Genomic DNA, 20,261 nt, shown 5'->3' on the forward strand with positions numbered 1-20,261 from the left:
TACCCAATGAAAAAAACACTTATACTCTTAATAAGTATTACAATACTACTAAGCTGTAAAACAGACAAAAAAACACCTGAGAAAGAAGTATTCTTACCGAAAACAGATCATCAACTCAGACAAGTAACCAAAGCTATTATTACGCCTACTATTGATGGTATTGCTGATGACCCTGCATGGGAAAGTATTCCTTGGAATCCATTAGACCAACGATGGCTAGGAGAAGCATACAATAAAGAAGACTTCTCAGGACGTTATAAACTCACTTGGACACCCGAAGCACTTTATCTTATTGCAGAAATAAAAGATGATATTATATATGATCAACATGAAGACCCACTTACCTTATGGTGGGATGATGACTGCTTAGAAATATTTGTAGATGCCGATAATTCTGGTGGCGGACATCAATACACGCACAATGCATTTGCTTACCACGTAGCATTAGATGGCAATGTAGTAGATATGGCTCCTGGAGAAGTGCCTACCTTATATAACAGTCATGTCAATTCTGCCCGAAAAGTAAATGGAACAACAACACTATGGGAATGTAAGATTCTTGTGTATGAAGATACCTATGTAGATCATACTGCTAATGAAGCAAAAATATTAGCACCAAATCAAAAAATAGGATTTGCACTCGCCTATTGTGATAATGATACCAGTGAACAACGTGAGAACTTTATAGGATCTGTAGCTGTTCAAGGAGAAGATAAAAATAGAGGATGGATAGATGCAGGTATTTTTGGCACTATTCAACTCACCGAAAAAGTGGCAGAATAATTCTTAAAATTTTGTTACAAAACTTATAAATACCTCTCTAACGCTTATTTTAGGGAGGTATTTTATTATAAACTCATCACCATGCAACAAAAACCAGTACATCCCTTCAAAACAATACTTTCATTTACTTTTCTATTTTTCCTTCTAGCGTCTTTGAGCTTAACAGCACAAACAGATACTCGTATCTATGATATTATAGATGCTGTCTCTGCAGATAGAATTAAAGACGATGTAAAGACATTAGCCGATTTTGGGACACGTCATACCTTAAGTGATACCATATCGCAAACACGAGGCATTGGAGCCGCTCGCAGGTGGATTAAAGGGCAATTTGAAGCCACTTCTAAAGAATGCAATGGTTGCTTAGAAGTTTTTTATCAAAAAGATTTGGTAGAAAAAGGTCGTAACGGACGTATAGTAAAAGATGTAGAAGTTGTAAATGTGGTTGCCATACAACGTGGTACAAAATACCCTAACCGTTATATTATCATGAGTGGTGATATAGATAGTCGCGTATCTGATCCTACAGATTATACTTCAGACTCGCCAGGCGCTAATGATAATGCCAGCGGAATGGCAGGAACCATAGAAGCTGCACGTGTGCTTTCAAAATATACATTTGAAAATAGTATTATTTATGTAGGCCTTTCGGGAGAAGAACAAGGGTTATTTGGAGGTCAAGGTTTGGCCGCTTTCGCGAAAGCAAATAATTGGGACATCATCGGTATATTAAATAATGATATGATCGGAAATATTACAGGCGTAGATGGTGTTATCGATAACCGAAGCTTCCGAATCTTTTCAGAACCTGTACCTCCTACCGAAACAGAAAGACAACGTCGCGCACGTCGTTTTTATGGAGGTGAAGTAGACGGTATCTCACGCCAATTAGCACGTTATATCCATAAAAATGTAAAAACATATATGCCCGAAATGAATCCTATGATGATTTATCGTTTAGATCGTTTTGGTCGTGGTGGTCACCACCGCCCTTTTAATGATGCTGGTTTTGCAGGTATTCGAATCATGGAAGCACATGAAAATTATACACAACAACACCAAGATATCCGTACCGAAAATGGAATCAATTATGGAGATACTTTTGAACATGTAAATTTTGACTATGCAGCAAAACTTACAGCGGTAAATGCAATTAATCTCGCTAGTATTGCTTGGGCACCACCATCTCCAGGAATTGTAGGTATTGGTGGAATTGTACAACCAAGTGCTAAATTTGAATGGAGTCCTGTAGAAGGAGCCGTAGCGTATAAGATTTACTGGAGAGATACTACCTCTCCTACATGGGATAATGCACGCCTTGTAGGAAACGTCACTAAATATACATTAGAAGGAATTGTAGTAGATAACTTCTTTTTTGGCGTCGCAGCTATAGGAAAAGATGGACATGAGAGCATCGTAACGTTTCCGAATAATATTATTAGGAATTAAAGTGTAAAATCTTAATGTCTGTTATCCGTTATATGTTATTCGTTAACATATAACAATTAACCAGTAACTATTAACTTTACCATTTTAAATATATAAAAGCATCCTAATGAAATACATCATCATTCTATTCCTATGTATATCCACGAGTGCATCGAGCCAAAAACTCACGAGAGAAGATACCCTACGTGGTTCTATAACACCAGAACGCGCATGGTGGGATCTTAATCATTATGACTTATCAGTAGATGTACATCCAGATACACAACTTATCCTAGGAACAAATGAGATCACCTATACGGTACTTGAAGAAGGGAAAGACGAGCTACAAATAGATTTACAAGCACCTATGGAACTTACTTCTATTGTTCAAGATGGGATTGCTTTACATGTACGTCATGACGGAAATGCGCATTTTATACAACTAAAAAAACAACAACAAAAAGGAGCTATTAACACATTGGTTCTAGGTTTTGAGGGGCAGCCTCGTAAAGCAAAAAATGCGCCTTGGGATGGTGGTTTTTCGTGGAAAAAAGATACAAAAGGACGTCCATTTATTGCAACTTCAAATCAAGCAATCGGCGCCAGTGTATGGTGGCCAAATAAAGATCATAACTATGACGAAGTAGATAGCTTAGATATACATGTTACCGTACCTAAAGACTTAGTAGATGTATCAAATGGTCGTTTGGTAGGTATTGACTCTACCACTACTACAAAAACGTATCACTGGACTGTTAAAAATCCTATTAACAGCTATGGCGTTAATCTTAACATTGGGACATACACACACTTTAAAGAAGTATACCAAGGTGAAAATGGTGCATTAGATATGGACTACTGGGTGATTGAAGGAAATGAAGAAAAAGCCAAAGAACAATTTAAACAAGCCCCTATGATGATGAAGGCGTTTGAGCATTGGTTTGGCCCCTATCCTTTTTATGAAGATAGCTATAAGCTTGTAGAAGCACCCTATTTAGGAATGGAACACCAAAGTTCTGTCACCTATGGAAACAAGTATCAAAATGGATATTTAGGTCGGGACCTTTCTAAAACAGATTGGGGATTAAAATTCGATTTTATTATCATACATGAGTCTGGACATGAGTGGTTTGCAAATAACATTACCTCAAAAGATGTTGCTGATATGTGGATACATGAAAGCTTCACCAATTATTCAGAGAGTTTATATTTAGACTATCATTTTGGAAAACAAGCCGCTTCAGAATATGTCATAGGTACCCGAAAGCTTATTCAAAATGACAGACCTATAATTGGCATCTATGACGTACGAAAAACTGGAAGTGGTACTGATATGTATTACAAAGGCGGAAACATGCTACATATGCTTAGAACCTTAGTAGAAGATGATGAACTTTGGCGTACTACCCTACGAGGACTCAACACCAAATTCTGCCATCAAACGGTCACCACCAAACAAGTAGAAAACTATTTAAGTAGAACACTCAAAAAAGATCTCAACGCATTTTTTAATCAGTATCTACGTACCACAAAAATTCCTGTACTGGAATATCAAAAAAACCGTAATAAAATAACTTTCCGATATAGTAATGCTGTAAATGGCTTTGATATGCCTATACAACTTGTGATTAACGGAGAAAAACAATGGGTATATCCTTCTAAACAATGGCGTACCTATAAAGCAGATACTAAAATCAAAAGCTTAAAAATAGCAGACGATTTCTATGTAGCGTTAAAAAAGATAAACCCATAAGATAAATCCTAAAAACGTAAACGTGTGAAAATATATTTTCCACAATGGCAAGGCGCTGGTATTGGTGAAGGCATAGAAGCTGGAGCAAAAACAGTGTTAGACTATTTAAACAATCCAACATTTACTGCTATTCCTTTATCTACAGTCCCTGCTGGAGTAAATGGTGTGCAAAAGCATCAAATCAATAATTACGATGCAATTACAGAGCAATTAACGCGATTTAAAAAGCAGCTAGAGATAACACAACCTAAAACACTACAAACCATTGGAGGAGATTGTGGTTTAGAGATAGTACCTGTCTCCTACCTCAACCAAAAATACCCAAACCTTGGTGTGATTTGGTTTGATGCGCATGCAGATATTAATAAGCCTTGTGACTCGGCAAGCTGTAACTTTCATGGAATGCCATTACGTACCCTTTTAGGAGAAGGCGCGCCTGAAATGAATTCGTTACTCTCTAGTACTATTGAACAGCATCAAATACATTATGTAGGCTTACGAGATATTGATGCTACTGAAAAAATACGTTTAGATAAAGGGAATATTTATCATCCCAAGAAATTAAATATTCAAGAATTACTGGGTACGCTTTCGCGAAAGCGTATAACACACCTTTACCTTCATTTTGATTTTGATTGTCTAGAACCAACAGATTATGACAAGACCTATTATCGCGTACCAGATGGCGTGACTATTAAAGAATCAGTAGCGTGTATAGAGGCATTACAAGCACATTTTACAATAGTTGGAAGTAGCGTTTTAGAATCTACTACTTTATCGCAAGATGAGTTACAACCTATCACGCCTATTATAGACTTATTAATGAAATGATAGAAGGCCTAAAACTCATTTCTTTTGAAAATCAGAAAAAACCTTTTCCGTTGCATTTTCATACAGAATACTGTATCTCCTTAATACGAGATGGTGTTGAGGTCATAGAAACAAAAGATGAAACCTGTTATGGACATCCCAATGATATTACCATAACACATCCTTATGAATTACACGCAAATCCGTTGTACTCTGCTACTAATTCATTAACATTTGATACATTCTATATATCTTCTATACTATTTGAAAAAAATACGCCTTTCAAGACCTTAATATATTTTACCAATAGGCTTATAAAAAATCAAGAAGTAACCAACGACTTTCTGACACTTAAAAATGAATTCGTATCTGGAAATAAACAAACGATTCAACAAGCTACACATACGTTTATTACAACACTTATCAAATCAACAGATTGTACGCAAGGATATATTCCAGCAGTTCCTTTACAGCATTGGGATGCGATAGAAAACTATATACAAGACCATATCAAGAGTCCTTTGCGTCTAGAAGATCTAGCTTCTGTCGCAACGATAAACAAGTATAGTTTTGCTCGTAATTTTAAAAAATCAACAGGGCTTACTCCTATCAATTATGTGTTGATGAAAAAAGTGTTTGATGCAAAATCACATATGACAAAGCATTCCATTTTAAAAGATATCGCTTATGATTACAACTTTGTAGATATAGCACATTTCTCAAAATTCTTTAAACGGTTTGTAGGGATTTCACCAAAAATGTACTGCGAGAATTTTACTTAAAAATCTATTACATTTCTAAATTGTCAATATAATACAACGCTTTTTTTTCTAAATAGATTCTTTTTGTATCACAATCAACAAAAAACGTGATCAATGAAAAAACAGCATCTTATATTTTTAAGTATCGTATTTATAAGTCTATCGCAATCAATAGCACAACAATACGGTAGTTTACCTAAGATTTCTAAAGAAAAATTACAACTAGACTTTAATATCTTTAAACAAGCACTTGAGAAACAACATACTGGCATGTATTGGTATACACCAAAAGATAGTGTGGATGTTGCCTTTACAAAAGGATATGATCAAATAAATAGTGACTTAAATGAAATCGAATTCTTTAAAATTATTGCACCTATTGTAGCGCTTACAAGAGAAGATCATACAGATATAAGATTAAGTGACGCAACAAATAACTATTTAGAAAATGAAGCAACATACCTACCATTGAGTGTTGTTTTTCTAGACAAAAAAATGTACATCATTAATCAAGGTGTTTCAGATGAATATAGACATCTAGTTAAAAAAGAGATTATCAGTATTAATGGGGAATCTCCTATTGAACTCGTAGAAAAGTTAGGTAATTTATTTGCTTCAGATGGATTTATAAAAGCTGTGAAATATTCAGATTTATATGGGTTTTCGTTCTCTAAGCATTACTTTCTTCAATATGGTTTTGTAGATACATTTGATCTTAAAGTAAAAGATAACAACGGTAACATACAGGATGTACAATTATCTGCTGCTTTATTAAAAAATATACAAGAGAATTTTAAAAAATATCAGACTAAAAAGAAACCAGTAACTGACGAGAGTCTCGTGTTTAAAATTGTAAATGATACCACAGCCTACTTAGCGGTACACACTTTTAGTACTGATGTATATCGAGATAATACTATACATAAAAACTATAAACGTTTTTTAAAGAATAGTTTTAAAACCATTCAAGAAAAAAACATCTCTAATGTCATTATAGACGTGAGTGAAAATGGCGGAGGGAATGAAGGAAATGAAAATCTGCTCTATTCCTATATTGGGCCTAATTACCAAAAGTATAATAGTGTATGTGCAAAAAGTCAGCATACTACTTTAGACAATGGTGTAGACACACCTATCTCTTTCAAAACCTTTGGATTTTTAGAACGTGTTTTTAGCAATAAGAAAATGGAAAATGGCAGTTACTGTAGAACAGAAGGAATTGGTTTTGGATTAATGGCTTATAAAAAAGAACCTCGCTATACATATAACGGAAAGCTTTATGTACTTATAAGTCCTGTCACCTATTCAGGAGGGAGTGAGTTTTCTAATATGGTATATACCAACAAAAGAGCCACTTTTGTAGGAGAAGAAACTGGAGGTGGATACTATGGAAACACGAGTGGTTATAGTGTTGGAATCCCTCTTAAATACAGTAACATTACCATTATAGTACCCGCTTTAAAATTTGACATGAATGTATCTGGATCTCCATTTGGACGAGGTGTCATACCGCATCATAAAGTAATCCCAACAATAGATGAGTATATGAGTGGTATTGCTTCTCCTTTACACTATATTTTAGAAGGAAAAGCTACTCATTAATCTACAAATACCCTAGTAATTTTATACCTTGTAAAGCACACATCACAGATACGACAAAGCTTACTATGAAACTAAAATCACTTCTTTTATTACCATTTCTAGCAATAGTAAGTTGTATAGAAAAACAGCATCATGTAGATGCTCCTAAAAGATTACCAAATGAAGTCTTAGTATTAGGCGCTATTCATGGAGGTCATACAACAGATTCTGTATATAATACAGCGTATTTAGATAAATTAATCAGAGAAATCAAACCTGATTATATCCTAGCAGAAATTCCGCCTGATCGTATGGAATCAGCCATGAAAGGGTTTCTGAGAGATGATAGTATTTCGGAACCACGTGTGATGCGTTTTCCTGAGTATGTAGATGTGGTATTTCCACTTACAAAAGAATTAGATTTTGAAATCATCCCTACTGCAGGTTGGACCAAACCTATGGCAGAAGAACGTAGCGCAAAATTAAAAGCTATTAGTAAAGACAGTACCCGTGTAAATGATTGGAAAGCCTATATCCAAGCAAATAGACTTTCTGATTCTTTATATACAGCAACAGGAAAAGTAAATGACCCTTATTTTATCCATACAGATGAGTATGATGACATACAAGATGTGGCATTGCAAACCTATAATCGCTTATTTAATATTGAGCTAGGTCTTGGGGGTTGGGACAATATAAATATTGCTCATTATTGGCATATCGAAAAAGCATTGGAAAAACATCGTTACAAAGGGAAGCGTTTTTTAATTATTTATGGCGCAGGACATAAAGGATGGTTCTTAAGAGAACTCAGAAAGAGAGATGATATAAAGTTACTAAAGATGAAACCTTTTTTAGATGCTGTTAATTAAAAATAAGATTCAAAACACCATTTACGACCGCATTACCAAAACTGGTAGACCCATTAGGATTAAAGGAATCTATTTTAGAAATTCGAAATTGATTTTCTAATAGAATAGAAGAACTTGTATACTCATACTTTTCTTTATATCTGACATAAGTATCATTAAGACCCGTTACACGGTTAAAACGAGAAAACGAATTGATACCATCTATATTGGGAAGTCTATTAAAACGAAATGAAAAATTAATATCCATGTTTTGAACTCTTTTAGTCTGTATAAAAAAGTTACTCGCATCTATATCTAAAATACCATTAATAGTGGGTGTTTGTACTTGTGCTTGAAGCATAGTTCCTGAAAGAAATAAAAACAAGAATAAAATTCTAAATTGCATACAAATTAGTTATTTAGTGTATTTAAAGATACTAAAAACAGTAGAAATAACCTATGAAAGCATTAGTATATGAAAATTTCCAAGCGCCATTAAATATTCAGCAAGTTCCTGACCCTACGCCTACACCCGATGGTGTAGTGATTAAAGTAGCGGCTACAGGGCTTTGTAGAAGTGATTGGCATGGATGGATGGGACATGATCCAGACATACAGTTACCACATATTCCAGGGCATGAACTGGCAGGAACTATTGAAGCGATGGGTAAAAATGTACAAGGATTTACCATTGGTGATCGCGTCACAATGCCTTTTGTGTGTGGTTGTGGAAGCTGTGGCCAATGTATTTCAGGAAATCATCAAATTTGCGATACCCAATCACAACCTGGATTTACGCATTGGGGTTCTTTTGCAGAATATACGACCATCGATTATGCTACGACAAATCTTGTCAAACTTCCCGAAGAGATTAGTAATGAAACTGCTGCTACACTAGGATGCCGTTTTATTACCTCATTTAGAGCGATTGTAGATCAAGGAAAAGTGCAAGGAGGCCAATATGTGGCTATTCATGGGTGTGGTGGTGTTGGGCTTTCAGCGATTATGATTGCACATGCTTTAGGCGCACAAGTCATTGCGATAGATATTAATGAGGCTTCGTTAGCTTTCGCGAAAGCGGTAGGAGCAACATATACTATTAATGCTAGTCAATCTCCAGATGTCGTATCACATATCAAAGAAGTATCACAAGGAGGTGCACACGTATCGGTAGATGCATTAGGGAGTGCCGTGACTTGCTTTAACTCCGTTTCTTGTTTACGTAAACGTGGAAAACACATTCAGGTAGGCCTCATGACAGGTGATCATCATCATGCTAAAGTACCTATGGATCGTGTACTTGCTGATGAACTTGAAATTATAGGAAGTCATGGGATGCAAGCACATCGCTATCCAGAAATGCTTACTATGATTAGAAATGGACAATTACATCCCGAACAACTTATTGAACGAACCATCACATTGGAAGACGCTATTACAGAGCTTCCTGCTATGAATCAATTTAGAAACAAAGGTGTCTTGGTTATTGATACTTTTTAAAGTGCCTTATATAAAACAAAAAAGCACTGTATAAGGAATCATCACAAAAAAATACTATTTTAATACCTATATAAACATTCTTAAAAGTGAATTTTTTTTTTCTAATATTATCAATACTTCTTATTTTTTTAAGTCTATTACCATTTGTTAGAAATCAACATTGGGTTTTCAGAGTTACTGAATTTTTCAAAATACAATTACTTTTTCTTCAAATCATTGTTTGCATTGGTCTTTTGATTTTTTTGGAAAGAAATTCTTGGTTTTGGTTGCTAATGGCGTCTCACATATTCTTCATTATATACCACACCTATTTATTAAGTAGGTTTACAAAGTTTTATAAAAAGAAAAATTTAGTCCCAAAAAGCAATCTTAAAAAAGTTAAGGTAATATCTGCAAATATTTATCAATATAATCAAAAATTTAAACGTTTTAAAGACCTTATTAACAAAGAAAAACCTGATATTTTTATAACAATTGAAAGTAATAAAGATTGGGAAATTGCGATGCGTGATTTAGAAATTGATTACCCATACACAGAAAAAGTAACCCTAGAAAATACATATGGAATGCATCTTTATGCTAAAATTCCCTTTCAAAAAGTTACAACACATTATTTTGTTTCTGATGACATACCGAGTATTGAAGCTCATTTTACAAGTGACGATAAAAATGATTTTGTAGTTTTTAGTGTACACCCACCGCCACCAAGCCCTACAGAAGAAGTAACCTCAAAAGAACGTGATGGTGACTTAATGAGTATTGCAAAACGGGCAAAAGAAATCAAAAGCCCTGTTCTTGTCATTGGAGATTTCAATACCGTAGCCTGGTCTCGAATTGCCAAGTTATTTATTAAAAACAGTGGTTTGATTGATGGAAGAAGTGGACGAGGTATACTCGCATCTTATCATGCAAAATATTGGTTTTTTAGAGCTCCATTAGATTTGGTTTTTCATAGCCCTACAATTTTTTTAAATGAATTAAAAGTTTTAGAATATATTGGGTCTGATCATTTTCCTATAAGCACTATTTTTTCTGTCGACATATCTAATCGCAGCCAAGAAAAAGATGTAGAAATCATTACTAAAGAAGAAAAAAAAGAAACTGTAAAATTAATCAAAGAAGGCATAAAAGAAAAAAGTGCAAATCGAGATTTTTAATAAATATATGATAAACTTATCTAGACTTTTATGCAAAAAATTATGACTATGAAAACATTATATGCATTATTAGTTACTTATATACTTTGCATTTCCTGTGCACAACCACAAAAATCAGTCTCTCCAACAGCCACTGTAATTACTAATGTTACAATCATTGATGTACAATCAGGCAAAGAAATCCCGTCACAACACGTAGTAATAGACTCTGGGAAAATAAAAATGATCACGAGTAATGAAAAAGATCTTACCATGTACCCTGTTGTTATTGATGGAAAAGGGAAATATCTCATTCCCGGATTAGCCGAAATGCATGCACACATCCCTCCTCCTACTTCAAGCGCAATACACATAGAAGAAACTCTATTTCTATACCTTTCAAATGGAATTACAACCATACGTGGTATGCTAGGACATTCTGAACATTTACGCTTACGCGAAAGAGCAGCAAGTGGCGATCTCTTAAGTCCGCGTATCTATACGGCCAGTCCGTCGCTCAATGGAAATTCAGTAACGACCAAACAAGAAGCTATTGATAAGGTAACAGCATATCAAAAAGAAGGATTTGATTTTTTAAAAATTCATCCAGGTATACAACGAGACGTCTTTGATCAAATAGTCGCTACTGCTAACGAAGTAGGCATTCCATTTGCTGGGCATGTTCCTGTAGATGTAGGGATTCGTCATGCTATTGAAAGTAACTACGCTGCTATTGATCACGTAGATGGTTTTTTAGAAGGGCTTGCCTCTGAGTATGCAAATTACCATGCAGAAGACAACGGTTTTTTTGGATATAACTTTACAACCATTGCAGATACTACGAAGATAAATGAACTAGTTGCGCTTTCGCGAAAGCATACCATTTGGATCGTACCGACACAAAGTTTGTATGAACGTTGGTTTGCTCCTATCACAGCTGACGAGCTACTTAAAGATCCTGAAATGAAATACATGCCTGCTTCTACCCTTGCAAATTGGAAAGCTCGCAAAGGACAATATACTACAGATAATCCTAATTTTAACGAACCACAATGGCAACAATTTAATAATATACGTAGAAAGCTTATTAAAGCATTACAAGACGATGGACATGGTATGTTATTAGGTTCTGATGCGCCACAGTTATTTAATGTCCCTGGGTTTTCGATACATCATGAGATTGATGGAATGACACGTGCAGGGCTAACCCCTTTACAAATCTTACAAGCCGGTACCATCAACCCTGCTAAATTCTTTACCGCTCAAGATGAATATGGGGTAATTAAAGAAGGTTTAAGCGCCGATCTCGTTTTATTAAATAGTAATCCTCTGAAAAATGCAAAACACCTTAAGAATCTTGCAGGCGTCTTTGTAAAAGGAGAATGGTTATCTAAAGAAGCGATCGATAAACGATTGAACGAAATTGCAGATAATAGAGCGAAAAGATAATCTTATGTAATCAGGTGTATTAACATTACATAAGTCTTTATTACTTTACACACTAATTTAGTTCCATAAACAATGAGATTTATATATCTAATAATTATTATCCTGTCAACTCCCTTTACCTCAAAAGGACATCAAGATGAAGGTTGTTATCCAGATAAAGGAATAAAAAAAGCAAAAATCACTACAAAATTTAAACTTAGTTCTGAAAAGATCAGTACGAAAGAAATAAAATACGATAAAAGTGGCAATGTTATACGTATTAAAACAAATGGAGATGAAAACATTACGAATCGTGAATACAAGAATGGTAAAATAATACGAATCATCACTAAAAATAAACTAAAGGATTTTTATACCGAAGGAGAAAATCCTAAGAGTAAAAAAGCAGTGATCGATACGTCTACCGTATTACAATATGATGCTTCTGGACGTCCTACAAAAATGACTGCAGAGGATAACACTACCCTACTAATTCAGTATGAAGGTTGTAACATAGAACTACATACATTATTACATAAAAGCGGAGATACAATACATCAATATCAATTAATTGCTAAAAATGATGTCCTTGTAGAAACTATTTGGATGCCATTTGCTCCTGTAAAATCATCTAGAACATCTAAGTTTTATGATTATACGTTTAATAAACAAGGCGATTGGATAAAGAGAAGTTTTCATCATCAAGATGGAGAAGTCATTATAGAGGAGAGAAAATTAGTCTATTATTAGTATTACCATTGGAAATGAGGTTATATCTATATTTTTTACTGATACTTTTATGTTTTGCTTGCCAAAAAAAGGAAGTAAGACAGGTTAAACCTGTTAAACTGAAAGGAAATTCCTTAAAAAAACAAATCAAAAAAGTAGAGACAAGCAAAGAAGCAGCAGTATTTGACACATTACATGTTTTTCCTAAAGACACTATCGTAAATCAATGGAACTTTCATTTTAAACAAATAGGTGTGTCTCTGTATAAATCTTTAAAAAGCAAAACAATAACAACAAATTTTGAACAAGACGATACCAGAAATTTTTTGACTAAAAAAGATTCTTGTTTTTATTTAAATATTCATACTAGAAAAAAGGATACGCTTTGTAGTTTTAATGATGGAGAATATTATGAAAACTACATCTTTAAGGGTTTTTCAAAAAAAACAAATACAGTACTATTTGATTGGAATAATTGGGAAGAAGCTCATAGCTTACTTATCAATTTAAATCAAGATAGATATTGGATTTTATGCCCTGAATATGAGGTTTCACCAAATAATAGAAGATTGATTACATTTTCAAATTATATAGATCACCCTATTTATGAAAAGAATGAATTTTTCATCTATGAACTAGAAGAACACTATGTGACTCCCATATACTATTTTTCAAATCAGATATATGGTATTTTCGAAACACTATGGGTGGATCAAAATACGGCATTGATTCAGGTAAAAAAGATTGATGACGAAAACTATAAAACTACAACATCTTACTTCTTTGAACTAAAAATGACAAAGCCTATCTAGTGTGTAAAAGTTATTTTTCTGTAACATTTATGTTTTATGCTATACTTACATGATGTAACATCATTAACCATCACTATTGAAAAATACAACAAGTACAGTTCCATTTAATTTAGACACCGCATTTGAAAACACTATTATTCATCAATTATCAACACTAAAACCTGCTGGAACGCAACTTCTATTAGAACCCCGTATTGATTATATTGAGTTAATAAAGTTGACGCTATTTGATTTAACTTTAAAACAAGTACTCATTATAAAAAAGACTTTAAAAAGGTTGCATCCTAGAGATCCCTATCTAAGAGAATATATAATTGTTGAAACAGGAAAAAACTTTGCAAAATACAGTCCAAACGGTTTTGAAACTTACTTTACAGAGAGAATTGATGAGGATACTTATTTTCAGTTAAAAGTATATTTGAGAGAAATCACTAAAGAAATAACATCTCAATACAAATACAAAAGAGAAATCATTAAAGATTTAAAACTTACCTCTCATTTTAAAAATGGTTTCTTCTCAGCTATTTTCTCATCGGTTACGACCAATCAAAAAGGTAAGAAGTTAAAAGTTACTATTGCTGATTATTTACAAATGGTTGATAATAATATTGTCAACTTGATTGAGAATAAACCAAAGGAAGCATTAGAAGTTATTTTATTTCTCAAAGGAAATATTTTTCTGCTCAAAAATGTAACCTTTGAACTTTTAGAGAAATTAAAATTAGCCTCAATAAACACATCACCAGAAAATAAAGACGCTATTGATGATTGGCTTTGGTTTGATTTTATAACAAGTACAGACATCTCTATATCTGATCTATTCAGTGATATCTCTGATATGTTTGATTCTTTTGATGATTATTTTAGTGTAGATAGCTCTGGAGACTGGGATTCAGGTGCTGATTTTGATATGGATCCATTTTAATTTATAATAACTTTACGAATACACGTATACTAACCTTACATATATGAAAAAAACAAGTATTGCTATCATCTTCTTATTCATGGGACTTCAATTAGCTGCTCAGACTAAGTATTTACGAAGTATTGCAGAAACACAAGAACTTTCTAAAGATGTTGTTTCGTTATTTAAAGAAAATAACATTGCAGCATCATTTGAACAATTAACACCCTATTGGCCAATGCCTCAAAACGAACTTGATGCTATAGAGGAAAAAACAATTAAATACTTAAATATCATTAGAGATCGATTTGGGAAACCTATTGACACTTTAAAAATAAAGAATGAAACGATAGCTGACGTCGCCCTTAGAGAGACCTACTTAGTACGATATGAAAACACTGCAATACGTATCATTTTTACATATTATAAGAATGATTATGGTTGGATTGTTAATGCATTTAAATGGGATGATTCCTTCACTGAAGAGTTTGAATAAATAGTTAAAAATATGTAAATTACATATCCTAGTATTGATCTAAGAATAAATCATATAATGACCTCAGGGTATTCAGGAACACCTTTAGCCAAAAAATTAGGGATTAAAGAAGGATATACAATCCTTCTTTTCAATGCCCCTCAACACTATTTTGACTTATTTACTGACTTACCAAAGAAACTCCAAATAGCAAAAAAGATAATATCCAAAAACATAGACTTTAATCATTTATTCTGTACAACTCTTGAAGAGCTACAGAACAATGCAATTACTTATAAAAAAGCATTAAAAAAAAATGGTCTTTTATGGGTAAGTTGGCCAAAAGGAGCTTCCTCCATTCCAACAGATCTGAAACGAGAACCTATAAGAGATTACCTTCTTAGTATAGGTCTTCTAGACGTTAAAGTAGCTGCAATAGATAAGGATTGGAGCGCACTCAAATTTGTATACAGATTAAAAGATAGGTAACAAAATAGTTATGAATATAATACATTTACCAGATCATTCTAGCACTGAAAATAAGCTTCCATTTTATCTTATAGATTACCATACTTCTGAAGAGTCTCGTAAACAAATGGTATCCCTAAAACTAAATACATTTAGTTTTTTACAAGAAGGTTATAAAGAAGTCTTTTCAGACAGAAATACAATTGCTATTGAAAATGCAAATTTCTTACTGATGAAATCTGGTCATTGTTTAATGACTGAGAAATTAGCGAATATTAATGATTCCTATAGAAGTATTCTATTTTTCTTTTCTAATGAATCATTACTACGTTTTGTTCAAAAACATAATATACCTACTCCAAAAACCATACAGCAATCATCTATCTACTCTTTTGAATATGATGCATTCTTAAAAACATTTGTAAGTAGTTTAGTTCATATCAACACATTAAAACCAGAAGTAAAACTACATTTATTATCTGCAAAATTTGAAGAACTCCTACTATATTTAAAAGAGACCAAAGGCAATGATTTTATTTTTTCTCTTATTCATAATACTGATAGTAAATTTCAGCATTTCATAGAAATAGTTGAATCTAACAAACTCAATAAACTTACACTTAAGGAACTATCTTTTTTATCAAACATGAGTGTTTCTTCATTTAAAAGAGAGTTTACAAAACACTTCAAATCCTCTCCCAGTAAGTGGTTTCAAGAAAAAAGACTAGAACAAGCTGCGCTTTTATTAAAAAATACAACGAATAGACCATCAGATATATTTGAAGAGATTGGATATGAAAGTTTATCCAATTTTATTCAAGCTTTTAAAACAAAGTTTGGTGTTACACCAAAACAGTATCAAATAAATTGAACTTTTATAAATACTTTTTGAGCTAAATAAGACATCATAAAAGCTTCTTCTAGCTATAGATTTGCACTGTAATTAAAACACAAATCTTATGAAAAGCACACATCTTATTTTAGGAATCTTATTAGCAGTCTCTACCTCTTTATTTGGACAAAATACATTTACATTGTCTAGTAATACAATTGGTGGAGAAACAACAATTCAAGAAGAGTTTAATGGTTTTGGTTGTACTGGAAAAAATCAATCTCCTCAATTATCTTGGAAAAATGCACCCGAAGGCACAAAAAGCTTTGCAATTACTATGTATGATCCAGATGCTCCAACAGGAAGCGGATGGTGGCATTGGGTCGTATTTGACATTCCAGCCAAAACAACACAATTAGTATCAGATGCAGGAAATGTGAAACTCAATTTAACTCCTCAAGGAACCATTCAAAGTATCACAGATTATGGTGCTATGGGATATGGAGGTCCATGTCCACCAGAAGGACATGGCCTACATCAATACATTATTACTGTATATGCATTAAAGACAGACACACTAGGTTTAAATAAAAATACAAATCCAGCTGTAGTTGGATACTATTTATGGAATAATACGATTGCTAAAGCTAGCATTGTAGCATATTACCAAAGAGAAAAACAATAGGCCGTATAGATACTTTTTTATGTAATATAGTGTAACACTCTACAATAGAGTGCTACACTATATTTGTATTATAACGATACTAACCACATGTATTTTTAATACATTTATACAATATAAATTGTATGATCAGTAATCTATGTGTGATTTTTCAAAAGGTTTTATTCTTTGCAAATGCAATGACCCAAAGGTGATTGTACATCATAAAAAATCAAAGCGTCGTAAAAAGTTAAATAAACAATCTAAAGCAAAAACTACTGCTGAATATGAATGGACATTATTCTCTTATGTAGGCATTAGAAAAGAACAAGAAATGGGGCGTTATAGACTACCTGCCTCCAAACTTGACGAAGGACTTACAGCCGACTTTGTCTTTGAAGAATTAAATACTAGAAATTGCTTTGATTTTGAATACCATCCTAAAGAAGGTGATAATTTAATTATTCATACATCTACTGGTTTTAATAGAATAGAGTTTATTTATAGAGATGGAATTTGGGAAGAAGATCATTACTCACCCTTTTCTGATGACTGTGAAAAAATTGATAATGGTATACTCACCACACCTCCCTCACAAAAAGCCTAATAATGTATCGAGATGCAGATATACATTCTGAAAAGATGACAAAATTATTGATTGCGTCTGTATATGAATACCTTGACCTATTTGGATCTCAAAATACTATTACAACAGCAAGTGCTATAGATGCTATGATTTATCACTACAAAGACATTTCTATGGTAAATTTCTATGTAGCACAGTTTAATCAAGAATTATTTGTCGTACAGTTTGATGATCTATATATAAAAATCTATGAAAATGAGCTCTCTTTCAAGAGATCTTTTAAGTTTTCTGATGTTACAGATGAAGTCATTGAAATTCGTTTTAAACTACATATAATTGAAGAAAATAGTATAGGTAATCTCATACACTATGCTTGTTTATCAAAAAGTGACCTTTTAAAAGACGAAGATAGTCATGATCGTAAAATTTCTGAGATCAAAGCAAATACCTGGTATCAAAGAAATAAACACTTACAACTTATCTATTCAGATGTACATATAGACTATAATGTATAGCTTATTTCCTTTATAATTTAAGTTCATATACGCTTTCGCGAAAGCAAACTCAGATTTATTATCTTTAACCTATGCATACCAAAAAAAGATACACAGCCTTTCAAATGGCTGTCTGGACACGTTTTGAAACATTATTATTTCTATTGATTATAGTAGCTTGGGTAACCGCTTATTTCTTTCTGGACCTTTCTTGGCTAAAAATACCTTGGACACCCTTAGCACTTATAGGCACTGCAGTTGCTTTTGTGATAGGATTTCAAAATAATGCTGCTTATGGCCGTATCTGGGAAGCTCGAAAAATATGGGGCGGGATTGTAAATACATCTAGAACATTAGGTATGTATCTTCAGGATATGATTACCAATGAGCATGCAATATCTCCTCTGAAAGAGGAAGAATTATCCAAAGAGATTAAGACACTTACCTATAGACATATTGCGTGGATGACTGCTTTACGTCACGCAATGCGGGCATCAAAACCCTGGGAAACAACTTCAAACCACAGAACAAATCGCGAGTGGAATATGCACCCTCCAGAAAAAGAAAGCGTTGTAGAAGAGGATATAAAATCGTATATCTCAGATAGTGATCACGCCTATACCATGAGTAAAAATAATAAACAAACAGCTTTATTATACCTACAATCACATCACTTAAAAGCATTAAAAGAAAAAGGTCTTATTTGGGAATTCGCCTTCTTACAATTAGAAGGCGTTTTGGAAGAACATTTTACTTTACAAGGCAAAAGCGAACGCATCAAAAACTTTCCATATCCAAGACATTTTGCAACGCTTAATCACTTCTTTATGTGGATTTTTGTTTTGTTATTACCATTGGCATTAGTCCCTCAATTTGCCGAAATAGGCCTAGAGATTACAAATCAAAACTCATTTATAGGAACATACTTCATATGGCTTACAATTCCATTTTATGTAATTGTTGCTTGGATATTCCATACCATGGAACGTATAGGAAGAACTGGAGAAAATCCATTTGAAGGAACAGCAAATGATGTTCCTATTTCCACAATCGCAAGAGGTATTGAAATTGATTTACGACAGAATCTAGGAGAATCGTTAAATGAAATTCCTGAGCAGTTCCCAGTTAGGAACGATACACAGTTTTAAAATAGAAGTACGACGCATTGTAATACATAATTCTATTATTAGTATGCCTCAAATATTGACTCATTATGAAGAAAATAACATATGCATTATCGATTTTAGTATTTATTATATGCATAGCTTGTAAAGAAACTAGTTCTAATGCTTTGGAAAAAAAAGTAAATACAAAGCTAACTCAACTAGATAGTATGGACTTAGCACATGCTAAAAGTATTGCTCATGCTGAAGACCATATTACAAATGCATATGTATCTGACAGTATGTTATATTTAAATGCTACTATTAAAAAAGATCATAGAATATTTGGATATGCACAACCTGATACGATATCCAAACGCCTATTTCTTTTATCTGTCTTTACCAATGATGTAAAAAACAATCCTTTTAATTTAGATTTAGGAGCATATTACGAATTAAATGAATATACACAGCTTCGTATAAAATATCAAAGTCACAATGATCATTTTGTAGAAACTATCGCTACAGATAGTCTGGGTAGAACAATGGCTCTTTATTTTGAAAAGAAATGGGTAGACTTAGAAGATGAAAATGTAATTCCTATAGATGAATAAAAGTCATTAAACTAAGATCCCGTTAGATACTGAAACAAGTTCGTAAACAACGAGATTAGCATGCCTGTAAGCATAGGTAGATTTAATTATCAATTTTGTTTAGATTTAGTAATTAAGTACCTAGCCTACTATTAATTTATCTAATGTCTCACGCACTTCTTTACTAATCCAATCGGCGGCGCCTTTTTCTTTGATAACTATTTTTCCTGTTTTATCAATGATATAAAAAAATTAGATAAATTTCATTTTGAGAAATAGCAAATGGTGATTCTATATTCACAATTATTGGAGGTATTGAAATTAATTTACTACAAAACCAAGAAGAATCGTTAGATGGGATTTCTGAGCGATTCTAAACTGGAAGTCATATGCAGTTTTAATTACTTGTTAAAATAATTGATTTTCAAAACTAGAAGTTTTTATAACTAATTCTTCGATGAAATAACAGATAATATCGTTTTTATGTTACTTATAGAAATAAGAAGAAATAACATAATATTACCTCTACTTTTGCACTATATTGTATTAATAATAAAAATTTTATTCTAAATA

At 33.0% G+C, this 20,261-nt stretch carries 22 protein-coding genes; 21 read left to right on the forward strand and 1 reads right to left on the reverse strand.

Annotation, left to right across the window (positions count from 1 at the left end):
* The first annotated feature begins 6 nt into the window (after positions 1-6).
* From Q1A01_RS15000 to Q1A01_RS15030, 7 genes are all read left to right on the forward strand, one after another.
* On the forward strand, positions 7-783 hold the full coding sequence (locus Q1A01_RS15000; protein WP_299682576.1) for a sugar-binding protein: 777 nt from the start codon (positions 7-9) through the stop codon (positions 781-783).
* 81 nt (positions 784-864) lie between these two features.
* A complete protein-coding gene (locus tag Q1A01_RS15005; protein WP_299682578.1) occupies positions 865-2,232 on the forward strand; it encodes a M28 family peptidase in 1,368 nt (455 codons plus the stop codon).
* A gap of 106 nt (positions 2,233-2,338) precedes the next feature.
* Positions 2,339-3,964, forward strand: coding sequence for a M1 family metallopeptidase (locus Q1A01_RS15010; RefSeq protein ID WP_299682581.1), 1,626 nt, complete (start codon positions 2,339-2,341; stop codon positions 3,962-3,964).
* 24 nt (positions 3,965-3,988) lie between these two features.
* On the forward strand, positions 3,989-4,795 hold the full coding sequence (locus Q1A01_RS15015; protein ID WP_299682584.1) for an arginase family protein: 807 nt from the start codon (positions 3,989-3,991) through the stop codon (positions 4,793-4,795).
* Positions 4,792-5,556 carry an AraC family transcriptional regulator gene (locus Q1A01_RS15020; protein WP_299682586.1) on the forward strand — a complete coding sequence of 255 codons (765 nt, stop codon included), beginning with the start codon at positions 4,792-4,794 and terminating at the stop codon, positions 5,554-5,556. Before Q1A01_RS15015 ends, Q1A01_RS15020 begins: the two co-directional genes overlap by 4 nt.
* Positions 5,557-5,649: 93 nt before the next feature.
* Complete coding sequence (locus Q1A01_RS15025) at positions 5,650-7,137, forward strand: S41 family peptidase (protein ID WP_299682588.1); 1,488 nt, start codon at positions 5,650-5,652, stop codon at positions 7,135-7,137.
* A gap of 65 nt (positions 7,138-7,202) precedes the next feature.
* Entirely contained in the window at positions 7,203-7,988 is a 786-nt protein-coding gene (locus tag Q1A01_RS15030) for a hypothetical protein (protein ID WP_299682591.1), read from the forward strand.
* Here the strand turns inward: Q1A01_RS15030 and Q1A01_RS15035 are convergent.
* Positions 7,981-8,373: a hypothetical protein gene (locus Q1A01_RS15035; protein WP_299682594.1), complete on the reverse strand. Its 393-nt coding sequence runs from the start codon at positions 8,371-8,373 to the stop codon at positions 7,981-7,983. The two genes, Q1A01_RS15030 and Q1A01_RS15035, sit on opposite strands and share 8 nt — an antisense overlap.
* Before the next feature lie 53 nt (positions 8,374-8,426).
* Between Q1A01_RS15035 and Q1A01_RS15040 the strand changes: the two genes are divergently transcribed.
* The 14 genes from Q1A01_RS15040 (at position 8,427) to Q1A01_RS15105 (ending at position 19,709) form a co-directional block, all read left to right on the forward strand.
* Positions 8,427-9,467 carry a zinc-dependent alcohol dehydrogenase family protein gene (locus Q1A01_RS15040; protein ID WP_299682596.1) on the forward strand — a complete coding sequence of 347 codons (1,041 nt, stop codon included), beginning with the start codon at positions 8,427-8,429 and terminating at the stop codon, positions 9,465-9,467.
* 272 nt (positions 9,468-9,739) lie between these two features.
* Positions 9,740-10,624 (forward strand): endonuclease/exonuclease/phosphatase family protein, encoded by an 885-nt coding sequence (locus Q1A01_RS15045; protein ID WP_299682599.1) that lies wholly within the window; start codon positions 9,740-9,742, stop codon positions 10,622-10,624.
* A gap of 48 nt (positions 10,625-10,672) precedes the next feature.
* Positions 10,673-12,052: an amidohydrolase family protein gene (locus Q1A01_RS15050; RefSeq protein ID WP_299682601.1), complete on the forward strand. Its 1,380-nt coding sequence runs from the start codon at positions 10,673-10,675 to the stop codon at positions 12,050-12,052.
* A 72-nt stretch (positions 12,053-12,124) separates the two neighbouring features.
* On the forward strand, positions 12,125-12,781 hold the full coding sequence (locus Q1A01_RS15055; protein WP_299682603.1) for a hypothetical protein: 657 nt from the start codon (positions 12,125-12,127) through the stop codon (positions 12,779-12,781).
* A 14-nt stretch (positions 12,782-12,795) separates the two neighbouring features.
* Positions 12,796-13,572 (forward strand): hypothetical protein, encoded by a 777-nt coding sequence (locus Q1A01_RS15060; RefSeq protein WP_299682605.1) that lies wholly within the window; start codon positions 12,796-12,798, stop codon positions 13,570-13,572.
* A 76-nt stretch (positions 13,573-13,648) separates the two neighbouring features.
* The gene (locus Q1A01_RS15065) at positions 13,649-14,497 is read left to right on the forward strand and encodes a hypothetical protein (protein ID WP_299682607.1); all 849 of its coding nucleotides are present in this window, start codon (positions 13,649-13,651) and stop codon (positions 14,495-14,497) included.
* Between the two features lie 43 nt (positions 14,498-14,540).
* On the forward strand, positions 14,541-14,972 hold the full coding sequence (locus Q1A01_RS15070; RefSeq protein ID WP_299682609.1) for a hypothetical protein: 432 nt from the start codon (positions 14,541-14,543) through the stop codon (positions 14,970-14,972).
* 57 nt (positions 14,973-15,029) lie between these two features.
* Complete coding sequence (locus Q1A01_RS15075) at positions 15,030-15,440, forward strand: DUF3052 domain-containing protein (protein WP_299682611.1); 411 nt, start codon at positions 15,030-15,032, stop codon at positions 15,438-15,440.
* Between the two features lie 10 nt (positions 15,441-15,450).
* Complete coding sequence (locus tag Q1A01_RS15080) at positions 15,451-16,290, forward strand: AraC family transcriptional regulator (RefSeq protein ID WP_299682612.1); 840 nt, start codon at positions 15,451-15,453, stop codon at positions 16,288-16,290.
* 88 nt (positions 16,291-16,378) lie between these two features.
* Entirely contained in the window at positions 16,379-16,936 is a 558-nt protein-coding gene (locus Q1A01_RS15085; RefSeq protein WP_299682615.1) for a YbhB/YbcL family Raf kinase inhibitor-like protein, read from the forward strand.
* 136 nt (positions 16,937-17,072) lie between these two features.
* A complete protein-coding gene (locus tag Q1A01_RS15090) occupies positions 17,073-17,519 on the forward strand; it encodes a hypothetical protein (protein WP_299682618.1) in 447 nt (148 codons plus the stop codon).
* Between the two features lie 2 nt (positions 17,520-17,521).
* Entirely contained in the window at positions 17,522-18,013 is a 492-nt protein-coding gene (locus tag Q1A01_RS15095; protein WP_299682621.1) for a hypothetical protein, read from the forward strand.
* Positions 18,014-18,084: 71 nt separating this feature from the next.
* Entirely contained in the window at positions 18,085-19,140 is a 1,056-nt protein-coding gene (locus Q1A01_RS15100) for a bestrophin family ion channel (RefSeq protein WP_299682624.1), read from the forward strand.
* Between the two features lie 65 nt (positions 19,141-19,205).
* Positions 19,206-19,709 (forward strand): hypothetical protein, encoded by a 504-nt coding sequence (locus Q1A01_RS15105; protein ID WP_299682627.1) that lies wholly within the window; start codon positions 19,206-19,208, stop codon positions 19,707-19,709.
* The last annotated feature ends 552 nt before the right edge of the window (positions 19,710-20,261 follow it).

Origin of the sequence: uncultured Dokdonia sp. (genome assembly GCF_947492815.1) — a bacterium.
GTDB lineage: Bacteria > Bacteroidota > Bacteroidia > Flavobacteriales > Flavobacteriaceae > Dokdonia.